This window comes from Achromobacter ruhlandii (assembly GCF_902859695.1).
GTDB lineage: Bacteria > Pseudomonadota > Gammaproteobacteria > Burkholderiales > Burkholderiaceae_B > Achromobacter > Achromobacter ruhlandii.
This window is the reverse complement of record NZ_CADIJL010000006.1, coordinates 26324-44334: the sequence shown is the minus strand read 5'-3', so window position 1 is coordinate 44334 and position 18011 is coordinate 26324. Positions and strand designations below refer to the sequence as shown.

Sequence of the window (18011 nt, the reverse complement as noted above, 5' to 3'; positions counted from 1 at the left end):
TTCACTCCTTGGCGGCGGCCAGCGCCCAGGCCGGCACGGGCTTGAGGTCCCAGATGAGGCCGGCGGCGGCCAGCAGGCGCAGGCCGTACCAGGTGATGTCGATCTCATGGGCGCGAAAGCCCTGCCGCGCCGACCCCGGATAGAAATGATGGTTGTTGTGCCAGCCCTCGCCGAACGTCAGCAGCGCCAGCCAGGCGTTATTGCGGCTGTCGTCGGCGGTGTCGTAGCGCCGCTTGCCGTAGCGGTGCGCCAGCGAGTTGATGGTGACGGTGGCGTGAAACAGCGCCACCGTCGAAATGAAGAAGCCCCAGACCAGCATCTGCGGTCCGTTCGTGCCCAGGCCGGGCGCGACGCGCTCCAGCAGTGCGCCCAGTCCGTAGCAGCCCAAGGCCAGCGCCAGCGGCACCGCCGCGTCGAAGCGGTCGAGCCAGCGCAGTTCGGCGTAGCCGCGCAGGTCCGGCACGCGCGCCAGGTCGGTGGCGAAGGCGCGGCGCGTCAGGAACCAGCCCATGTGGCTCCACCAGAAGCCGTGGCGGCGCGGCGAATGCAGATCCTGCTCATCGTCGGCATGGCGGTGATGGTGGCGATGATGGGCCGCCCACCACAGCGGTCCGCGCTGCGCGCACGATGCGCCCAGCACGGCGAACAGGCACTGCATGGCGCGCGAGGTGCGGAAGGCGCGGTGCGAGAAGTAACGGTGGTAGAAGCCGGTCAGGGCGAACATGCGCACGGCGTACAACGCCCCCGCCAGCGCCAGCGCCACCGGCGACACGCCGGTCCACAGCGCGCCCAGGCAGCCGGCGTGCAACAGGGCGAAAGGCAAGGCGCGGGTCCAATCGATGCGATCGGGGTCGCCGCCGGGCGCATCCTGCGCCTGTGTGTCGACCCAGCGTCGTATCGAAGCGGTCCAGCCGGTAAGAACGGAACGCATCATGGTGTCCTGTTTGAAACGTGTCGGGATATACGGGCACGGCGAGGCGCCGGATGCATAAGTGAAAACCCTTACTCGCAACGCGACACCAGCGGCGTGGCCGCCGCCGCGTCCAGGTCGCGCGCCGAGGGCGGCGGCCGGATGGCATCGGCCGGGAATTCGATGCGCACGGTCTGCGTGCCGCCGTTGCCGTCGCGCAGGTTGCTGGGCCCCTCGAACCGCAGCAGGCGCTGGCTGGCACTGTCGTAGGTCACGCGCAAGGTGGGCGCGGCAAAGCCGTACCAGGCGTCCAGCCGCAGGCGGAAACTGCGCTCGCCCTGGCCGGCGGCGTCGCGCGCCTGCACCGCCAATGGCAACCAGTCCAGCCGGCTGGGCACCAGGAAGCGCGGCGAAGCTTCCGGCGGCTGCCAATGGGCGCGCAGCCAGGCGTCGAAACCGGCATCGACCACGGGGTCGTCCACTTCCGGCAGCTTGCGGCTCTGCATCTCGGCGCCGGCGCGCGGCTGAACGTAAACGGTGCGTCCCCCCTGGCGGGTGTCCACCCCTTCGCGGTAACCGTCGCGCTGGTCATACAGGGCGAAATCCGGCGCCGGGTCGTCGATCCCGCCGCGCACCCATTTGCGCGCGAACGCCGCGCCGCCCGGGCAGCGGTACAGCACCAGGCGCTCCTGCCGGGCGCCTTCGCGCACCACCCAGTGTTCTTCGCGATAGCGCTCGGCGCCGTCGCGGCTGTCATAGGCGTAGCCAAGGTAGTGCTGGTTGGCGGACCAGGCGCACAGGGGCGCCAGCAGCACAAGCGCAAGCAGCGGTCGCATGGTCATTCTCCTTGGCCGCCGGGACAGGGCCGGGCCACGAACTCGCCCAGGTCGTCGAGCACCGGCGCGCGCCAGCGCAGCGGCCGCGACAGCGCGCCCACCAGCAGCTTGTGGCCCAGGTCGGGGTACTGCACCAGCCGCGCGCACGCGCCCGCCTCCCGCAAGGCCTGCGCCAGGCCGACACTGTTGCGGCGCGGGTCGACCGTGGTGTCGGCGGCGCCGGTCAGCAGCAGACCGGGCGGCGCGTGCAGGCTGGCGTGATGAATGGGTTGGGAGTCGGCCGGCGTGGCGGGATAGCCGAACACCGGGCGCACGTCGCGCGCCACGATGGGCAGGAAGTCATAGGGGCCGGCCAGGCCGATCCAGCCGGCCAGGGTCGCCGGGCTGGAGCCGGCGCCGCCCAGCCAGCGGCCGTCCAGCGCCAGCATGGCCGCGATGTAGCCGCCGGCGCTGTGGCCGGCAACGAAGACCCGCGCCGGATCGCCGCCATAGGCGTCGATATGCCGCTGGGTCCAGGCCACCGCCATGGCGGCATCGCGCAGGAAGTCCGGGTAGCCGGCTTCGGGGTAGAGCCGGTAGTCGGCGACGACGGCCACGATGCCGCGCGCCGCCAGCGCGTCGCCCACGAACCGGTAGTCGGCGCGGTCGCCGCTGCGCCAGCTGCCCCCGTAGAAAAACACCACCACCGGCGCGCGTGTCACGGCGGGCGGCCGGTAGATGTCCAGCCGCTGACGCGGCAACGGGCCATAGGCAACGCCCGCCGTGACGCGGCTGGCGTCGTCGGGCACCGCGCCGTTGAGCAGCGTCAAGGGCGAACAGGCGGCCAGCAGGCCCAGGGCCAGCGTGGCCAGGGCCATGATGGCAAGCAGGCCTCGCGGGCCGGCGGCGATCCAGGAAGACATGGGGCACTCCGCAACGGAATACCCCCCTATACGCGGCCCGGCCCGCTTTGGATGCGGATCAGATCTTGAGCACGTCGCCGCTCATGATGACCGGCCCGGTGGGCTTGCCCGAAGGCGACCCGCCCGGCGGTTCCAGCGTGATGGCCAGGGTCTGCACCCCCTCCAGGCCCTGGGCGCGCGGCAGTGCCGTCAAGCCCTCGGGCGCCACCAGGCCGACCGACTGCGGCGCCTGTCCCGGCGGGATCACCCAGAGTTCCAGCGCCTTGCCGCCGGCGCGCGACGCCAGGTCCTGCAAGGCCTGGACGTGCAGACCGCCGCGCTCGTCGGCGCGCACCACCAGCATCGCCTGGGCTTCCGGACTTTGCAGCACCGCCATCAACTGGGTGCGCGCGGCGCGGTCGACCTGCATGGGATAGACCACCACCCCGGCCACCAGCACCGCCGCGAGCGCGCCGCTGAGCACGCGCCAGAAGGCCAGCCCTTGCCAGCCGCGAGCGCCGCCGGGCTTGAGCCGCGATTCGATGGCGCGCCAGACGCGGCGCGGCGGCACCCGGGCGGGCAGCGACCACAGCAAGGGATAGATATCGTCTTCCCAATCGCGCACCTGGCGGCGCAGGTTGGCATCGGCGGCCATCAGGCCCTCGAAACGGCGGCGCGCGCCGCCGCGCATGGCGCCGGCCACGTAGTCCGCGGCAAGCCGCGCGCGCAGCTCGGGATCGCTGTAGTTCATGACAGGCACCTCTTGAGCCGGTCCATGCCGCGCCGCACCCAGCTCTTGATCGTGCCCAGCGGCGCCTGCAGGCGGCGGGCGATCTCGCTGTGGCTGAGATCATCGAAGAAGGATAGGGCGATGGCGGTGCGTTGCGGCCCGTCGAGCTGTTTCAGGCAGTCGGCCAAGCGCTGTCCGTCCTGGTCGCGCTGCAACCGTTCGAACGGCCCGGGCGCGTCGTCGGCCCAGGCAAGTGTCAAGGCACCATCGGCATCGGGGCGCTCCAGGTCAGGCTTGCGCAACAGGTCGATGCAGCGGTTGCGCACGATGCGCGTCATCCAGGTCATGACTTGGCTCTGCTCCGAAGAATAGCGGGCGGCATTGCGCCAGATATTGATGAAGCTGTCCTGGAGGACTTCCTCCGCCCAGTCGCTTCGCCGCAATATACGTATGGCAAGCGCAAACAGATGCGGCGAGGTCTCTCGGTAGAGTTCGGCCAGCGCGGATTCCTGGCCGCGGGCACAATCCTGTATCAAAGCCTGCAGACGAAGCGGGTCGGGCATGGCGGCTATCCAGAGTCACTGCAATGCGGCCGCGCGACGGCAACGGCGCTCGGGGGGACGGATGTCTTGCTGCGCATGATACAGGCAAGTCAGGGACGACCGCGCGCTCCAGCGCCGGCCGGATCGCACGAGGGCGCGCAACGCGCGGGCGGTGCCATCGCGCCGGCCTCGTCGCCGTTGACAACCCGCCATTAGTTTCGTTGAATAAAATATATTCTATTCAATGAAATAAAATGACCTCCTCTCCCGAACGCGTCCTGATCACCCACCTGGCCGACCTGCAACGGCGCCCGATTCCGCCCGCCACCCGCGCCCGCCTGGCGCAAGCCCTGCTCGACTGGTTCACAGCGGGGTGGTCGGCGGCAGCCATGCCGGCTGCGGCCAGCTACCGCCAGGTGGCCCGCGATTGCTTCCCGGCTCCGGGATCGGCGCCGGTATTCGGCGGGCCCGCGATGCACGCCAACGGCGCCGCGTTCGCCAATGCCGCCATCGCCCATATCCGCGAGATCGACGATGCGCACCGCGCCGCGATGCTGCATCCCGGCGTGGTGTCGGTGACACCCGCCCTGGCATTGGCGGCCACGGGCGGCATGACGCAGCGACAGGTGGCCGACGCCGTCATCGCCGGCTACGAGGTTTCGCTACGGTTGGGCGAGGCGCTGGGCACGCGCCACGCAGCCGGCTTCCACGCCACGGCCACGGCCGGCGCGGTGGGCGCGGCGGCGGCGGCGGGCGTGGCCTTGCGGCTGGACGCGGCGCCACTACATCACGCGCTGGGCATCGGCGCCACCCAGGCCGCCGGTCTGTGGCAATTGGTGGACGACGGCGCGCACGAAGCCAAGTCGCTGCACCCCGCGTTCGCGGTGCGCAACGGCATGGCCGCGGCCTACGCCGCGCGCGCCGGTCTGCCTGGCGCGCAGCGCTTCGCCAGCGGCACGCGCGGTCTGTACGCCCTGCTGGCGGGCGACGGCCCGCTGGACGCGCTCGATGGCGGCCTGGAAGCCAGCGAGCGGTTGAACACCGCCACCATCAAGGCGTGGCCGTGCTGCGCGCAATTGTTCTCACCGCTGGACGCCGCCCGCGAACTGCTGGACCGGCACGCGCCGACGCCGAATGCGATCGAATCGGTCGACATCGAGATCTTCACGCACGCGCTCAAGATCGCCGGCGTCGACTGGCCGGCCAGGCCGGCGGAAACCTGCTTCTCGTTGCGCTACGTGGTGGCGCGCTTGCTACTCACGGGCCGGTTGGGCATCGAGGACATGGAAACACCCGATCTGCGCGCGCCCGATCTGCTGGCGCTGGCGCGCCGCATCACGGTGCGCACCAGCGACCTGTTCCAGCGCGACTTTCCGCGACTGCGGCCATGCCGCGTGACGTTGACATTGAAAGACGGCCGCACGCTGAGCGCGCTGCGGCAACTGCGCCGGGGCGATCCCGAAGACCCATATGACTGGCCGGCATTGCAGGCGCGCATGCGCGCCTTCGCGCCCGCCATGGATGACGAAACGGCTGCGGCCATCGCGATATGGTGCGAAGGCTTCACCGATGCGGATCAGGACGCGCGGATCTGCCTGCCGCCGCCCGCCCTGTTCGGCGCCGCGCCACGCGACTGAGAGGCATCGGCACGCAGGCCACTCGCCGGGCGCCTCATTCCTGCGCCGGCGGCGTCCAAGATGCCGGCGGCGCGGTGCGAAACCCCTGCAGCGCCAGTTCGTGGCGCGCGATCTCCACCGCCTTGCGCTGGGCCGCCTCGTTGTGGCGCGAGGCCAGCCCCAGCACCACCAGCGCGCCGACGAAGGCATCGTCGGCATCGAACACCGGCACGGCCACCGAGGCCATCTCCGCGACCCGCTCCGAACGCGTCATCGCGTAGCCCTTTTCGTGGATGTCGCCCGCCAGCGGCGTGGCGCCGCCAGTGAAGGCGCGCAGCACGTGCGCCGACGAGCCGCCGTCCTTCAGGCTGATGCGCTTGCCAACCTCGACGTGGTGGCGCACCTCTTTCGAGGTGTTCTCGCGATACAGGCAGATGCGGTCCTCGCCGCTGCGAACGTAGACCGCAACGGTCTCGCCGGTCTGTTCCATGATGCTGCGCAGCACCGGCTGCAGGCGCGAACCCAGGTCGAAAGTATCGCGGTACAGCATGCCCATGTGCAGCAGCGCCGGTCCCAGCGCGTAGGTACTGCTGTCGTAGCGATGGATCATGCGCGCCTTGATGAAGACGCCCAACAGGCGCAGCAGCGTCGCCTTGTCCAGGCCGGTGCGTTCGGCCAGGTCGCGCAGTGACAGACGCAGGCGGCCTTCGCCAAAGCACTCCAGCACGCAGATGCCGCGTTCGAGCACGCCGGCGGGCGGCTTAGGGGAATTCTCGCTTGACACGGTTTCGGATGCTTCCTATAGTTTTGTTCAATAAAACATATTTTAATCAATGAAACGAAAGGCGGCTACCGGACCAAGGAATGGCCGCCCCGGTTTCAATCAGGAGACAAGCGTCGCGCGGCCACAGGGGCTTACCCCGGCCGCCGCGCACCGTAGCATTATGCCGAATCAGATTGATGCGATCGCGGAGGCGCTGGGCGCCATCGTCGGCCCGGCCCAGGTACTGACCGGCACGGCCGACACGGCCCGCTACTCGGCCGACTGGCGCCGCAATTTCCCAGGCGCCGCGCGCGCCGTGGTGCGCCCGGCCAACACCCGAGAGGTGTCGCGTGTGGTGGCGCTGTGCGCCGCGCAAGGCGTGGCGGTGGTGCCGCAGGGCGGTAACACCGGCCTGGTGGGCGGCTCGACGCCCGACGCTTCGGGCCGCGAGATGGTGTTGAGCCTGGACCGCATGAGTGCCGTGCGCCGGGTGGATGCACTGGACAACAGCATCACGCTGGAAGCCGGCTGCACCGTACTGGCCGCCCAACAGGCCGCCGCCGAGGCGGGCCGGCTGTTCGCCCTGTCGCTGGCCTCCGAAGGCAGCGCCACCATCGGCGGCGTGGTCTCCACCAACGCTGGCGGCGAACAGGTGCTGCGCTATGGCAACACACGCGACCTGACCCTGGGCCTGGAGGTGGTGATCGCCGATGGCAGCGTGCTGCCGCTGCTGGGTACGCTGCGCAAGGACAACACCGGCTACGACCTCAAGCAATTGTTCATCGGCGGCGAAGGCACGCTGGGTGTGGTCACCGCCGCAGCCTTCAAGCTCCATGCCCTGCCACGCAAGGTGGTGACAACATGGGCCGCGGTGCCGACGCCGCAGGCGGCGGTGGACCTGCTGGCGCGCCTGACAGACGCCGTCGGCGAACGCGTCACCGCCTTTGAGCTGATCGGCCGCCAGACGCTGCAACAGGTGCTGGCGCAGCCGCTGGACGGCATGCGCGATCCGCTGTCGCAACCCTCGCCCTGGATGGTGCTGTTCGACGTGTCGGAAACGTCGGCGCTATTGGACCCCGAGCCCGCGGTGCATGGCGTGCTGGAAGCCGCCATGGAACACGGCGAAGTGAGCGACGCGGTGATCGCCGCGTCAGGGCGCCAGGCGCACGAACTGTGGGCGTTGCGCGAACACGTGCCGGAAGCGCAGCGGCTGGATGGTCCCTCCATCAAGCATGACATATCGGTGGCGGTGTCGCGCATTCCCGACTTCATTGCCGCCGCCGACGCGCGGCTGCAGGCGCTGATGCCGGGAATCCGCATCGTCTGCTTCGGCCACGTCGGCGACGGCAACCTGCACTATAACCAGAGCAAGCCGCGGGCCATGGACGAAGCCGCCTTCCGGGCGCGCGAGGACGCGGTGCACGACATCGTGCACGAAGTGGCAGCGCAATTGGGCGGCTCGATCTCGGCCGAACACGGCATCGGCCGCCTCAAGCAGGCCGCCTTCCTGCACTACAAACCCGTCGCCTGCGTGGACGTCATGCAGCGCATCAAGCACGCGCTCGACCCGCGCGGCACCTTCAATCCGGGCCGGCTGCTGCCGCGTCCCGACCAGCAGTCTTTCTAATCCCCACCAGGACCTCGCGCCATGCCCGTTTCCGTTTTCGACATGCAATCGCTCCAGCACCTGTGGAGCACCGATGAACTGCGCGCCATCTTCTCCGAAGAAAACCGCATCCAGCAGTGGCTGGACTTCGAAGCCGCCCTGGCCGAGGCCCAGGCCGAGCTGGGCATCATCCCCGCCGCCGCCGCCGCCCAGATCCGTGCCCAGGCAGCGGTCGCCAACATCGACATCACGGCGATGTCGGCGGAGATCCGCCGCATCAAGCACTCGCTGGTGCCCGCGCTCAAGCAGCTGCAGGCGCGCTGCGGCCCGGAACATGGCGAATGGCTGCACTACGGCGCCACCACGCAGGACGTGGTCGACACCGGCGTGGCGCTGCAACTCAAGCAGGCGCACGCGGTGTTCCTGCGCGACCTGACCGCCATCGGCCATGAACTGGCGCGCCTGGCGCAAGATCACCGCGACACACCCATGGCCGGCCGCACGCATGGCGTGCAGGCGCTGCCCATCACTTTCGGGCACAAGTGCGCGGTATGGCTGGACGAGCTGTCGCGGCACCACGCGCGCCTGAAGGAGTGCGAGACGCGCGTATTGGTCGGAATGGTGGTGGGCGCGGTCGGCAGCCAGGCCTCGCTGGGCGAACAGGCCGCCGAGGTCGAGCGCCGCACGCTGGCCCGGCTCGGCCTGGAAACAGCGCCGATCAGCTGGGCGCCGGCGCGCGACCGCTTCACCGAATACGCGCTGGTGCTGGCCATGATCGGCGCGACGCTGTCGAAGATCGGCAACGAGCTGTTCAACATGCAGCGCAACGAATTCGCCGAAGTGGAGGAAGCCTTCTCCGAAGGCAAGTTGGGGTCGTCGACCATGCCGCACAAGCGCAACCCCACCTCGGCCGAGAACCTCGCCGGCCTGTGCCGCCCGCTGCGCGCCAACGCCGCGCTGATGCTCGAAGGCATGGTGCAGGAAGGCGAGCGCGACGGCATCGCCTGGAAGATCGAATGGAAGGCGTTGCCGGAATGCTGCCTGATCGCCGGCGCAATGCTGTTCCAGGCCAGGAACCTGCTGGCCGGGCTGCGCGTGGACGCCGACGCCATGGCACTGAACCTGGACCGCATGCGCGGCTACCTGCTGTCCGAACACGTGATGCTGGACCTGTCCGAGCGCGTCGGCAAACAGACCGCGCATGAATGGATATACGAAGCCTCGATGCACGGCATCACTCACAAGCTCGACTTCGCCCAGGCGCTGCGCCAGCACAAGGACCTGGCCAACCTGCTGGGCGAAGACGAGATCCTGCGCCTGACCGATCCCTCGGGCTACCTGGGACAGTGCGCCGCCTCGGTGGACAGGGTGGTGCAGCGACATCGGACCGGCTGGCTCGCTGCCTGACGGTCCCCCCTGATAAAAAAATACACAGGAGACAAATACCATGGGCATTTCCTTCTTACGCCGGGGCATGCGCCGGCTGGGGCGGCGCGCCGCCATGACGGTGGCTGTGGGGCTGGCGGCGCTGGCCGGCGGCCAGGCGCAGGCGGCGTTTCCCGAACGCCCCATCACGCTGGTGGTGGGTTTTCCGCCGGGTGGCGGCGGCGATCTCTACGGCCGCCTGATCGCCACGGCCATGGGCAAGACCCTGGGCCAGACCGTCATCGTCGAGAACCGGCCCGGCGCCGGCGGCAACATCGCCGCCGGGCTGGTCGCCAAAGCCGCGCCCGACGGCTACACCATTCTGTTGGCCATGAGCGGCAACCTGGCGGTGTCGCCCGCGCTCAAGCCACAGAGCCTGCCGTACAAGGTGCCCGACGACTTCGCGCCGATCGGCCTGATCCTGGAAGCGCCGCACGGCCTGTTCGTGACCGCGGCGTCGCGCTTCAAGACCGCGCGCGAAGTGCTCGATACCGCCAAGCAGAAGGAACTGACCTTTGCCTCCACCGGCACCGGCGGCGCCGCCCACATCGGCATGGAGACCATCAAGGAGCTGGGCCACCTGAAACTGCTGCACGTGCCGTACAAGGGCTCGGGGCCCGCCATCACCGACATGCTGGGCGGACAGATCGACATGTTCTTCGCCACCGCCTCGCCACTGGTGCCGCAGGTGCAGCAGGGCCAATTGCGCGTGCTGGCGCTGACCGGCCGCCAGCGCAGCCCCATCCTGCCCGACGTGCCGACCTTCAAGGAACTCGGCATCGACATGACCATGACGCAGTGGTACGGCCTGGCCGCTCCCGCCGGCACCCCGCCCGCGGTGGTCAAGGCGCTGTCCGAGCACCTGTCGCGCGCGCTGGCGGATCCGACGGTGCAGAACACCATCCGCAAGGACGCCGCGATGGAGCGCGACCTGCCGATGGACCAGTTCAAGCAGTACATCCTCGACGACATCGCCAACTACCGCAAGGCCGCCACGCCGGACCTGCTCAAGCAGATCGGCCAGTAGCCCCGCCAGATCGCCCCCCCCCAAGGAGAACCATTCATGTTGCAGAACTGGACCGACACCCTCGCCAACAACCGCAAGGCCGGCGAAACGCTGGGCAAGCACAATCCTCAGCTGCTGAGCGCGTTCCGCGCGCTCAACCAGGCGCAGGGCGCCACCGGCACCCTGGACGCCAGGACGCGCGAACTGATTGCGCTGGCGGTGGCCGTCACCACCCGTTGCGACGGCTGCATCGCCGCGCACGCCGATGCCGCGCGCAAGGCCGGCGTGACCGAACTGGAATTGAGCGAAGCGCTGAGCACCGCCATCGCCCTGAACGCCGGCGCGGCCTACGTGTATTCGCTGCGCGCGATGGACGCACTGACGGCCGGCCAGGCCTGAGCGGGGAGTCACGCATGTACACCACGCTGATCTGCGCGCAGGACCTGGCGCGGGCCCTGCAGGGCCCCCAAAGCGATCGCTTCCTGGTACTGGACTGCGGCTTCGAATTGACCGACCCGCAGGCCGGGCGCCGCCACTACGACGCCGGTCATCTGCCAGGCGCTTTCCACGTCCATCTGGAAGACACCCTGAGCGGCCCCAAGACCGGCCGCAACGGCCGCCATCCGCTGCCCGATCGCGCCGCGCTGGCGCAGGCCCTGGCGGCGCTGGGCGTGGGCCCCGACACCCAGGTGGTGGCCTACGACAATGCTGCAGGCATGTACGCCGCGCGCCTGTGGTGGTTGCTGCGCTGGATCGGCCATGACGCCGTGGCGGTGCTGGATGGCGGGGTCGGCGCCTGGCAGGCGGCCGGCCTCCCGCTGACCACCGAGGCGCCGGCCTCGCGCACGGCCGGCGCGCTGGTCGCGCGCGACGGCCGCCAGCCGACGCTGGACTACGCCGGCTTGCGCGCAGCGCTGGCCACGCAGTCGCGCCTGGTGCTCGATGCCCGCGCCCCCGACCGCTACCGGGGCGAGAACGAAACCCTGGATCCGATTGGCGGCCACATTCCCGGCGCGCGCAACCGCTTCTTCCGCGACAACCTCGGCGCCGATGGCTGCTTCCTGCCACCGGCCGCGCTGCGCGAAGCCTTTATGGCGCACCTGGACGGCCGCGCGCCGCAAGCGCTGGTGTGCCAGTGCGGCTCCGGCGTCACCGCGTGCCACAATCTATTGGCCCTGGAAATCGCCGGTCTGCCCGGCGCCGCCCTCTACCCCGGCTCGTGGAGCGAATGGAGCGCGCAACCCGGCGCGCCGGTCGCCACGGGCGCCAACCCCTGATCCGCCATGGTCGACGCTGTCTCCCGCCCGCCTCACCCCGATAGCCGCCGCAAGCCGCACAGCGCGCACTGGGGCGTATTCTCCGCCGCCTGGAACGACGGCGTGCTCGACGTGCGCCCGCATCCCGGCGACCCCGATCCCAACCCGCTGATCGAGAATTTCACCAATGCGCTCGACCACCCCGCGCGGGTCACCGCGCCGATGGTGCGGCGCGGCTGGCTGGAGCGTGGCCCGGGCCCCGATGCGCGGCGGGGCCGCGACGATTACGTGGCGGTCGGCTGGGACGAAGTGCTGGACCTGCTGGCTGCCGAATTGCGGCGCGTGCGCGACCTGCACGGGCCCCAGGCGGTCTTCGGCGGCTCCTACGGCTGGTCCAGCGCTGGCCGCTTCCATCACGCGCAGAGCCAGGTGCACCGTTTCCTGAACACGGCGCTGGGCGGTTACGTGCGCTCGGTCAACAGCTACAGCGCGGGCGCCTCGGCCGTGATCCTGCCGCACATCCTGGGCAGCATGGACGACGTGGCGCGCCGCAACGTCACCTGGGAGCAGATCGTCGCGCATACCGACGTAGTGCTGGCCTTCGGCGGGATGGCGCTGAAGAACTCGCGCGTGGCCAGCGGCGGCATCAGCCGCCACATCGAGCGCGACTCGATGGGCCAGGCCGCGCAACGCGGCTGCCGCTTCCTGAACATCAGCCCGCTCGCCACCGACATGCCGGACGACGCCGGGGCTGACTGGATCGCGATAGTGCCCGGCACCGATGTGGCATTGATGCTGGCGCTGCTGCATGAGTTGGTTGTCAATGGCTGGCACGACCACGCCTTCCTGGAGGCATCCTGCGAGGGCTGGGATGGCTTCGAGGATTACCTGATGGGCCGCACCGACGGCCAGGCCAAGGATTCCGCCTGGGCCGCGCCCATCTGCGGCGTGCCTGCGGCGCAGATCGCGCGAATCGCGCGGCTGCTACCGGGCAAACGCGTGCTGGTGACCGTGGCGCACTCGCTGCAACGCGCCGAGCATGGCGAGCAGCCCGTCTGGATGGGCGCCGTGCTGGCCGCCGCGCTGGGCCAGCTCGGCCTGCCGGGTGGCGGCTATGCCTATGCCCTCGGCACGCTGGCGCACTACGGCAAGCGGAGCAACGCCGTGCCGGTGGCGTCGCTGCCGCAGGGCACCAACGGCGTCAAGGATTTCATCCCCGTGGCGCGCATCGCCGACATGCTGCTGCGCCCGGGCGAACCGTTCGACTACAACGGCAAGCGCCTGAGCTACCCGCGCATCCGCCTGGCCTATTGGGCCGGCGGCAACCCGTTTCACCATCACCAGGACTTGAAGCGCCTGGCCCGTGCCTTCGCCACGCTGGACACCTTCGTGGTCCACGAGATCGGTTGGACCGCCACCGCGCGCCATGCCGACATCGTGCTGCCGTGCACGATGACGCTGGAACGCGAAGACATCGGCGGCGCGCCCACCGACCCGCTGCTGGTGGCCATGCACCGCATCGCCGCGCCCAACGGGCTGGCGCGCGACGACTACGACATCTTCGCCGACCTGTCCGAGCGGCTGGGCGCGCGCGAGGCATTCACCGAAGGGCGCAGCAGTGCCCAATGGCTGCGCCACCTGTATGAACGCACCCGCGTGGCGCTCGATGAAAAAGGCCTGGATGCGCCCGATTTCGACCAGTTCTGGGCGCGCGGCGAACTGGCGCTGCCGCAGCAGGACGACGACGGCGGCATCCTGCGGGCGTTCCGCCAGGGCCAGCCGCTGCCCACGCCCAGCGGCAAGGTCCAGATCAGCTCGCCGACCATCGCCGCTTTCGGCTATGCCGATTGCCCGGGCCATCCGGCCTGGCTGGCGCCGCGCGATGCGCCGACACCCGCGCATCCGCTGTTCCTGGTAGCCAATCAGCCCGCCACCCGCCTGCACAGCCAACTGGATTTCGGCGCCCACAGCGCGTCGCAAAAGCGCCAGGGGCGAGAAGTATGCACGCTGCATCCCCGTGACGCGGCGGCCCGCGGCATCGGCGAAGGCGACATCGTGCGGCTGTTCAACGACCGCGGCGCCTGCCTGGCCAGCGCCACGCTCAGCGAGCGCATCATGCCAGGCGTGGCGCAATTGCCCACCGGCGCCTGGTACGACCCGGTGCGGGACGCGCAGGGCGAAGTGACGCTATGCGGCCACGGCAATCCCAATATCCTGACGCGCGATGCCGGCACCTCGTCGCTGGCGCAGGGTTGCAGCGGCCAATTGACGACGGTGCAGGTCGAACGCCATGACGGGCCGCTGCCGCCGATCCGCGCCTTCGATCCCCCTCACACGGCGGCGCCCGCGCGCTGACGCCGCGCAGGCGGCGGGCATCCTCAGCGCAGCGGCATCGCCACCGGTCGCAGGGGCGCCGCGTCGCCGCCGCGGATCTTCAACGGCCCGCCTATGAAGGCGAATTCGTAGACCTTGTCGCGCGACAGCTCGTCCAGCGCCGCCAGCTCGATAATAGGCACGCCCTGCTGCGCCAGCAGGTAGGTGTGCAGCGGCACGTAGTCGTCGACGACCTCCGACGGGAAGGTCTCGAAACTGAGGTTGTCCGCGCCCAGGATCATGGCACCGCCCTCTTCCACCAGGTAACGCGCCGCGTCCAGCCCCATGCCGGGCGGCTTGGCCATGTAGGCGGCCGGGTCGTGGTACAGCTTCATCCGGCCGGTGCGAATCAGCACGATGTCGCCCTGGCGCAGTTCGGTCTTCTGGCGCGCCAGCGCGGCCTTCAGGTCCTGGCGGGTGATGCGGTACGAATCCGCCAGCATCTCCACGCCCTTGAGCGCGGCCACGTCGATCAGCACGCCGCGCGCCACCAGCGGCGGGAATTTTTCGATGCCGGTGCGTTTCCAGCCGCGGTCGCCCAGGTGTTCATCGGCGCGAAAACCGTTCCAGATCTTGCCGTGTATGCCGAAGTGATTCAACGCGTCGATGTGCGTGCCAGTGTGGCTGTACATGGAGAACGCGGTGCCGGTATAGCTGCGCAGGGCATTCATGTCCTTGCCCACGCCCATCGGGTCGTCGACTTCGGTGCCGCGCGGCGTGTGTGTCATCCAGAACTGGTAGCGGGGATCGCCGGCGTCCTGCCAGCTGGGCATGCCCACATAGTATTCGGTGGCCAGGTCATAGACCTTGTCGCCAGCCACGCGCGACATGATGGCGGCGCGCGAGGCCGGCGTGATGAGATTGAGGCGGCCGATTTCATCGTCGGGGCCCCAGGGGCTGACGCCGACCTCATGGCCGGGAGCCGGTGCGCGCGACGGCGCGCCGTGCGCGAAAGCGTTCAGGCCGATGGCGGCGCCCAGCGCCAGGCCAAACAATTTGTGGGTGTAGCGGATAGTCATGATGCACCTTGTGCGTGAAGCGCCCGCCGCGCGGACGGGAGCGAGGGATAGTCGGGAGCGCCGGCGCGGCTCCGGGAAACAACCAGGGACTAGGCAGGCATCAAGGCCCGCAGGCGGTCGCGCAGCTCGGCCAGCGGCAAGGTCTGCAGACGGGCCCGATGCGGCCCGGCAACCAGGGTGGGGATGGAGTCGATACCCAGCCGCGCGGCCTCGGCGCGGTCGTCGCGGACGCGCCGCAGCGCCTCTTCGCCTTGCATCACCCCGGCGAATCCGGCGCGGTCGAATCCTTGCGCCTGGGCGATGTCCAGCAGGACGGCGGCATCGCCGATGTTGCGGTGCTCGCTCAGATGCGCATGCTGGATGGAATCGAACAGGTCCCAGTGGCCCGCATCGCCCGCCAACAGGTGGGCCGCCTGGCAGGCCAGGGCACCCGCCATGCCGCTGGGATAGTCGAACGCTTCGGCGCGCATGCCGTCGACGTCGATGCGCAACGTGTCGTCATGGCGGGCGCAGACCTCCCAATGACCCAGGATCACGCGCTTGGCGCGTTCCATCGAGCCGAACACGCGGCGCATCTGTTCGGGCGAGTCCTGCAGCACAAAGCTGCGCTGGCGCACCGTTATGCCCAGTTCGACCGCCACCTGGCGCAAGCGCGGCGACATCACGTAGCACCAGCCACAGACCACGTCATGGAAGAACTCCACGGTCGGCGGCACGGAGGCCGCGGTGGTCACGGCGGCAGGGGTGGAAGGCGAGGTAGAGAACATGCTGGCGTCCATCGGGTTTCAATGGACGCCAGCTTACGGACGGGCCGGCGCGGGAGTAAGGCGCCCGCCGGCAGGACATTATTCGCTGGGCGTCACGAATCGCCGCGCAGGGCGGCGGGCAGGTGCTCGGCCAGGAAATCGACGAAAGCCTTGACCTTGGGCTGCAGGTGGCGGCTGGTCGGGTAGACGGCGTAGACCTGGCGCGGCGCTCCGGGCAGGTCGGGCAACACCCGCGCCAGCCTGCCACCGGCGATGGCGGGCGCGGCCAGGAACGAAGGCAACGCGCCGATGCCCAGCCCCGCTTCGAGCAGGTCGCGCAGCATCAGGCTGTTGTTGACCTGCACTCGGGCGGCGCCTGCCGGCGGCTGCGCTGACGCGCCGGCATCTTCCTCCGTCACCGGACCGGGACTGTCCGCCAGGCTATAGCTGAGCAGGTCGTGTCCGCGCAGCGCATCCACGCTGTCGGGGCGGCCACGGCGTTCGAGGTAGGCGGGCGCGGCGCACAGCACCTGGGTCAGGCAGGCGAGCTGGCGCGCAATCAAGGAGGAATCCTCCAACTGCGCCCGCAACCGGATCGACACGTCAAACCCTTGCCCCACCGCGTCGACCAGACGGTCCTCCATGGACAGGTCCAGCCGCAGTTCGGGATACTGGCGCAGGAAACGCGCCAGCAGCGGCGTCAGCACGCTCAACGCGAAGGACACCGGCGCATTCACGCGCAGCCGTCCCGACACGCGCCGGGACTGGCGCTTGACGGATTTTTCCAGCGTGTCCAGCTCATCGAGCAGGCGGCAACATTCGGCGTAATAGGCGGCGCCGGTGTCCGTCAGGCTCATCTTGCGGGTGGTGCGCTGGATCAGCACCGCGCCCAGGTGCGCTTCCAAGGCGCGCAACTGCTTGCTGAGGCCGGCGGGCGACACGCCCAGGTCCTCGGCCGCCTTGGCGAAACTGCCCAGTTCCACGATGCGCCGGAAGGCGCGCATGTAGTTGAAGGTGTCCATGGAAGGAACGGAAGATGGGGAATGCCGGCATTCTCCAGCCATCGGCCGCATTCGCCAAACCGCAGGGCACCTGGCGGCATAATCGGGGAAATTGTTCCAAGGAGACCGCCCATGCCCATTTTCCGTTCCTGGCGTAGATTCCTGGCGGCCGCCCTGCTGGCGGTGGCGGAAGGCGGCACGGGCGCCGCTGGCCAAGACCCGGCCGGCCAAGGCGACAGCGGCGCCGGGCTGCTGCGCGCCGCCGGCGCTGGCGACCTCGCTCGCGTCCAGGCCCTGCTGGCGCGGGGCGCGCCGCTGGAAGCGCGCGATCCCGACGGCAACACGCCGCTGCTGCGGGCAACGCTGGCCAACCATGAAGCGGTCGCGTCGGCCCTGATGGCGGCGGGCGCCGACGTCAACGCCAAGAACCGCATGCAGGACAGCGCCTACCTGTACGCCGGCGCGCGCGGCCACAACGGCATCCTGGCCGAGACGTTGCGCCATGGCGCCGATCTGCGCAGTACCAACCGGTATGGCGGCACGGCGTTGATCCCCGCGTGCGAGCGCGGCCTGGTCGATACCGTCGGCATGCTGCTGCGCGCCGGCGTCGACCCCAACCATGTCAACAGGCTGGGCTGGACCGGCCTCCTGGAAGCCATCATCCTGAGCGATGGCGGCCCGGATCACCAGGCCGTCGTCAGGCTGCTGCTCGACAATGGCGCCGACGTGAACCTGCCAGACGGTGACGGCCGCAGCCCGCTCTGGCACGCGCGCCAACGCGGCCAGGGCGCCATCGCGACGATGCTGCGCGCCGCCGGCGCGCGCTGACAGCCGCGGGCCGTCATAGGAATCGCATCGCCGCGCGCTCCATCCGGAGCCGTGTAGGGGCCCCGCCTAGGCGGCCAGGGCGGATGCCGGATGCAGACGATGGATCGCTTGCAACACGTCCTGCGGCTCGGCCGGCTTGCGCAGCAGCGTGGCGCGGCCGGCGCAGGCCGCTTCCAGTTCGGATTCGGGCCGACCGCTCAGCACCAGCACGGGGGTGTCGCTCAGGTAGGCATTCTCGCGCATGGCGGTGAGCAGCGCGCCGCCGTCCATGCCGGGCATGGAAAAGTCGGTAATGACCACGTCAGGCCGCAGCTCCAGCATCTGCCGCAGCGCGGTCAGTCCGTCCGTGTGCGTCGCGACCTCGTAGCCTTCGCCGCTCAGGAACTCGCTCATCAGGGCGACCAGCGTGGGCTGGTCGTCGACCAAAAGGATTTTCGTCATGGTTGTTCAGGCCGGGGCCTTGGCGCAAGCCG

The 18011-nt window shown here is 69.8% G+C and carries 18 protein-coding genes; 8 read left to right on the top strand and 10 right to left on the bottom strand.

Annotation, left to right across the window (positions count from 1 at the left end):
- Position 1 precedes the first annotated feature (1 nt).
- The 5 genes from HV742_RS09930 to HV742_RS09910 all read right to left on the bottom strand — a co-directional run bounded on the left by HV742_RS09930 (position 2) and on the right by HV742_RS09910 (position 3920).
- The gene (locus tag HV742_RS09930) at positions 2–931 is read right to left on the bottom strand and encodes an acyl-CoA desaturase (RefSeq protein ID WP_232732847.1); all 930 of its coding nucleotides are present in this window, start codon (positions 929–931) and stop codon (positions 2–4) included.
- A 71-nt stretch (positions 932–1002) separates the two neighbouring features.
- Positions 1003–1746 carry a hypothetical protein gene (locus tag HV742_RS09925; protein WP_059272528.1) on the bottom strand — a complete coding sequence of 248 codons (744 nt, stop codon included), beginning with the start codon at positions 1744–1746 and terminating at the stop codon, positions 1003–1005.
- Between the two features lie 2 nt (positions 1747–1748).
- Positions 1749–2648 carry an alpha/beta hydrolase gene (locus HV742_RS09920; protein WP_081330310.1) on the bottom strand — a complete coding sequence of 300 codons (900 nt, stop codon included), beginning with the start codon at positions 2646–2648 and terminating at the stop codon, positions 1749–1751.
- 58 nt (positions 2649–2706) lie between these two features.
- Positions 2707–3378, bottom strand: a complete 672-nt coding sequence (locus HV742_RS09915; protein WP_049075998.1) for an anti-sigma factor — start codon at positions 3376–3378, stop codon at positions 2707–2709.
- The gene (locus HV742_RS09910) at positions 3375–3920 is read right to left on the bottom strand and encodes an RNA polymerase sigma factor (protein WP_175144938.1); all 546 of its coding nucleotides are present in this window, start codon (positions 3918–3920) and stop codon (positions 3375–3377) included. The genes HV742_RS09915 and HV742_RS09910 overlap by 4 nt, the downstream gene beginning before the upstream one ends.
- Positions 3921–4153: 233 nt before the next feature.
- On the opposite strand from HV742_RS09910, the gene HV742_RS09905 reads away from it, so the two are divergent.
- Positions 4154–5536: an MmgE/PrpD family protein gene (locus tag HV742_RS09905; protein WP_175144937.1), complete on the top strand. Its 1383-nt coding sequence runs from the start codon at positions 4154–4156 to the stop codon at positions 5534–5536.
- A gap of 34 nt (positions 5537–5570) precedes the next feature.
- On the opposite strand, the gene HV742_RS09900 is transcribed toward HV742_RS09905, so the two are convergent.
- On the bottom strand, positions 5571–6299 hold the full coding sequence (locus tag HV742_RS09900) for an IclR family transcriptional regulator (protein WP_254601045.1): 729 nt from the start codon (positions 6297–6299) through the stop codon (positions 5571–5573).
- A 160-nt stretch (positions 6300–6459) separates the two neighbouring features.
- On the opposite strand from HV742_RS09900, the gene HV742_RS09895 reads away from it, so the two are divergent.
- The 6 genes from HV742_RS09895 to HV742_RS09870 are packed head-to-tail and all read left to right on the top strand — an operon-like array spanning position 6460 to position 13926.
- Positions 6460–7905, top strand: a complete 1446-nt coding sequence (locus tag HV742_RS09895; RefSeq protein ID WP_175144936.1) for an FAD-binding oxidoreductase — start codon at positions 6460–6462, stop codon at positions 7903–7905.
- Between the two features lie 21 nt (positions 7906–7926).
- Positions 7927–9291: an adenylosuccinate lyase gene (purB, locus tag HV742_RS09890; RefSeq protein WP_175144935.1), complete on the top strand. Its 1365-nt coding sequence runs from the start codon at positions 7927–7929 to the stop codon at positions 9289–9291.
- 40 nt (positions 9292–9331) lie between these two features.
- Positions 9332–10336 (top strand): tripartite tricarboxylate transporter substrate binding protein, encoded by a 1005-nt coding sequence (locus HV742_RS09885; protein WP_175144934.1) that lies wholly within the window; start codon positions 9332–9334, stop codon positions 10334–10336.
- 36 nt (positions 10337–10372) lie between these two features.
- Positions 10373–10714, top strand: coding sequence for a carboxymuconolactone decarboxylase family protein (locus HV742_RS09880; RefSeq protein ID WP_175144933.1), 342 nt, complete (start codon positions 10373–10375; stop codon positions 10712–10714).
- A 14-nt stretch (positions 10715–10728) separates the two neighbouring features.
- Complete coding sequence (locus tag HV742_RS09875; protein WP_175144932.1) at positions 10729–11592, top strand: sulfurtransferase; 864 nt, start codon at positions 10729–10731, stop codon at positions 11590–11592.
- Positions 11593–11598: 6 nt separating this feature from the next.
- Positions 11599–13926, top strand: coding sequence for a molybdopterin-dependent oxidoreductase (locus HV742_RS09870; RefSeq protein ID WP_175144931.1), 2328 nt, complete (start codon positions 11599–11601; stop codon positions 13924–13926).
- Positions 13927–13949: 23 nt separating this feature from the next.
- On the opposite strand, the gene HV742_RS09865 is transcribed toward HV742_RS09870, so the two are convergent.
- The 3 genes from HV742_RS09865 to HV742_RS09855 all read right to left on the bottom strand — a co-directional run bounded on the left by HV742_RS09865 (position 13950) and on the right by HV742_RS09855 (position 16731).
- The gene (locus HV742_RS09865) at positions 13950–14963 is read right to left on the bottom strand and encodes a cyclase family protein (RefSeq protein ID WP_175144930.1); all 1014 of its coding nucleotides are present in this window, start codon (positions 14961–14963) and stop codon (positions 13950–13952) included.
- 89 nt (positions 14964–15052) lie between these two features.
- A complete protein-coding gene (locus tag HV742_RS09860) occupies positions 15053–15730 on the bottom strand; it encodes a DsbA family oxidoreductase (protein WP_254601043.1) in 678 nt (225 codons plus the stop codon).
- 92 nt (positions 15731–15822) lie between these two features.
- Positions 15823–16731 carry a LysR family transcriptional regulator gene (locus tag HV742_RS09855; protein WP_175144928.1) on the bottom strand — a complete coding sequence of 303 codons (909 nt, stop codon included), beginning with the start codon at positions 16729–16731 and terminating at the stop codon, positions 15823–15825.
- 111 nt (positions 16732–16842) lie between these two features.
- Between HV742_RS09855 and HV742_RS09850 the strand changes: the two genes are divergently transcribed.
- Positions 16843–17538: an ankyrin repeat domain-containing protein gene (locus tag HV742_RS09850; RefSeq protein ID WP_175144927.1), complete on the top strand. Its 696-nt coding sequence runs from the start codon at positions 16843–16845 to the stop codon at positions 17536–17538.
- A gap of 66 nt (positions 17539–17604) precedes the next feature.
- Here HV742_RS09850 and HV742_RS09845 read toward each other — a convergent pair whose 3' ends face one another.
- Positions 17605–17979: a response regulator gene (locus tag HV742_RS09845; protein ID WP_254601041.1), complete on the bottom strand. Its 375-nt coding sequence runs from the start codon at positions 17977–17979 to the stop codon at positions 17605–17607.
- Positions 17980–18011: the final 32 nt, after the last annotated feature.

What these genes read in the sequence shown, in the direction of transcription:
- HV742_RS09930 (WP_232732847.1), bottom strand. Translation starts at nt 931, where the DNA reads ATGCGTTCCGTTCTTACCGGCTGGACCGCTTCGATACGACGCTGGGTC.
- HV742_RS09925 (WP_059272528.1), bottom strand. Translation starts at nt 1,746, where the DNA reads ATGCGACCGCTGCTTGCGCTTGTGCTGCTGGCGCCCCTGTGCGCCTGG.
- HV742_RS09920 (WP_081330310.1), bottom strand. Translation starts at nt 2,648, where the DNA reads ATGTCTTCCTGGATCGCCGCCGGCCCGCGAGGCCTGCTTGCCATCATG.
- HV742_RS09915 (WP_049075998.1), bottom strand. Translation starts at nt 3,378, where the DNA reads ATGAACTACAGCGATCCCGAGCTGCGCGCGCGGCTTGCCGCGGACTAC.
- HV742_RS09910 (WP_175144938.1), bottom strand. Translation starts at nt 3,920, where the DNA reads ATGCCCGACCCGCTTCGTCTGCAGGCTTTGATACAGGATTGTGCCCGC.
- HV742_RS09905 (WP_175144937.1), top strand. Translation starts at nt 4,154, where the DNA reads ATGACCTCCTCTCCCGAACGCGTCCTGATCACCCACCTGGCCGACCTG.
- HV742_RS09895 (WP_175144936.1), top strand. Translation starts at nt 6,460, where the DNA reads ATGCCGAATCAGATTGATGCGATCGCGGAGGCGCTGGGCGCCATCGTC.
- purB (WP_175144935.1), top strand. Translation starts at nt 7,927, where the DNA reads ATGCCCGTTTCCGTTTTCGACATGCAATCGCTCCAGCACCTGTGGAGC.
- HV742_RS09885 (WP_175144934.1), top strand. Translation starts at nt 9,332, where the DNA reads ATGGGCATTTCCTTCTTACGCCGGGGCATGCGCCGGCTGGGGCGGCGC.
- HV742_RS09880 (WP_175144933.1), top strand. Translation starts at nt 10,373, where the DNA reads ATGTTGCAGAACTGGACCGACACCCTCGCCAACAACCGCAAGGCCGGC.
- HV742_RS09875 (WP_175144932.1), top strand. Translation starts at nt 10,729, where the DNA reads ATGTACACCACGCTGATCTGCGCGCAGGACCTGGCGCGGGCCCTGCAG.
- HV742_RS09870 (WP_175144931.1), top strand. Translation starts at nt 11,599, where the DNA reads ATGGTCGACGCTGTCTCCCGCCCGCCTCACCCCGATAGCCGCCGCAAG.
- HV742_RS09865 (WP_175144930.1), bottom strand. Translation starts at nt 14,963, where the DNA reads ATGACTATCCGCTACACCCACAAATTGTTTGGCCTGGCGCTGGGCGCC.
- HV742_RS09860 (WP_254601043.1), bottom strand. Translation starts at nt 15,730, where the DNA reads ATGTTCTCTACCTCGCCTTCCACCCCTGCCGCCGTGACCACCGCGGCC.
- HV742_RS09855 (WP_175144928.1), bottom strand. Translation starts at nt 16,731, where the DNA reads ATGGACACCTTCAACTACATGCGCGCCTTCCGGCGCATCGTGGAACTG.
- HV742_RS09850 (WP_175144927.1), top strand. Translation starts at nt 16,843, where the DNA reads ATGCCCATTTTCCGTTCCTGGCGTAGATTCCTGGCGGCCGCCCTGCTG.
- HV742_RS09845 (WP_254601041.1), bottom strand. Translation starts at nt 17,979, where the DNA reads ATGACGAAAATCCTTTTGGTCGACGACCAGCCCACGCTGGTCGCCCTG.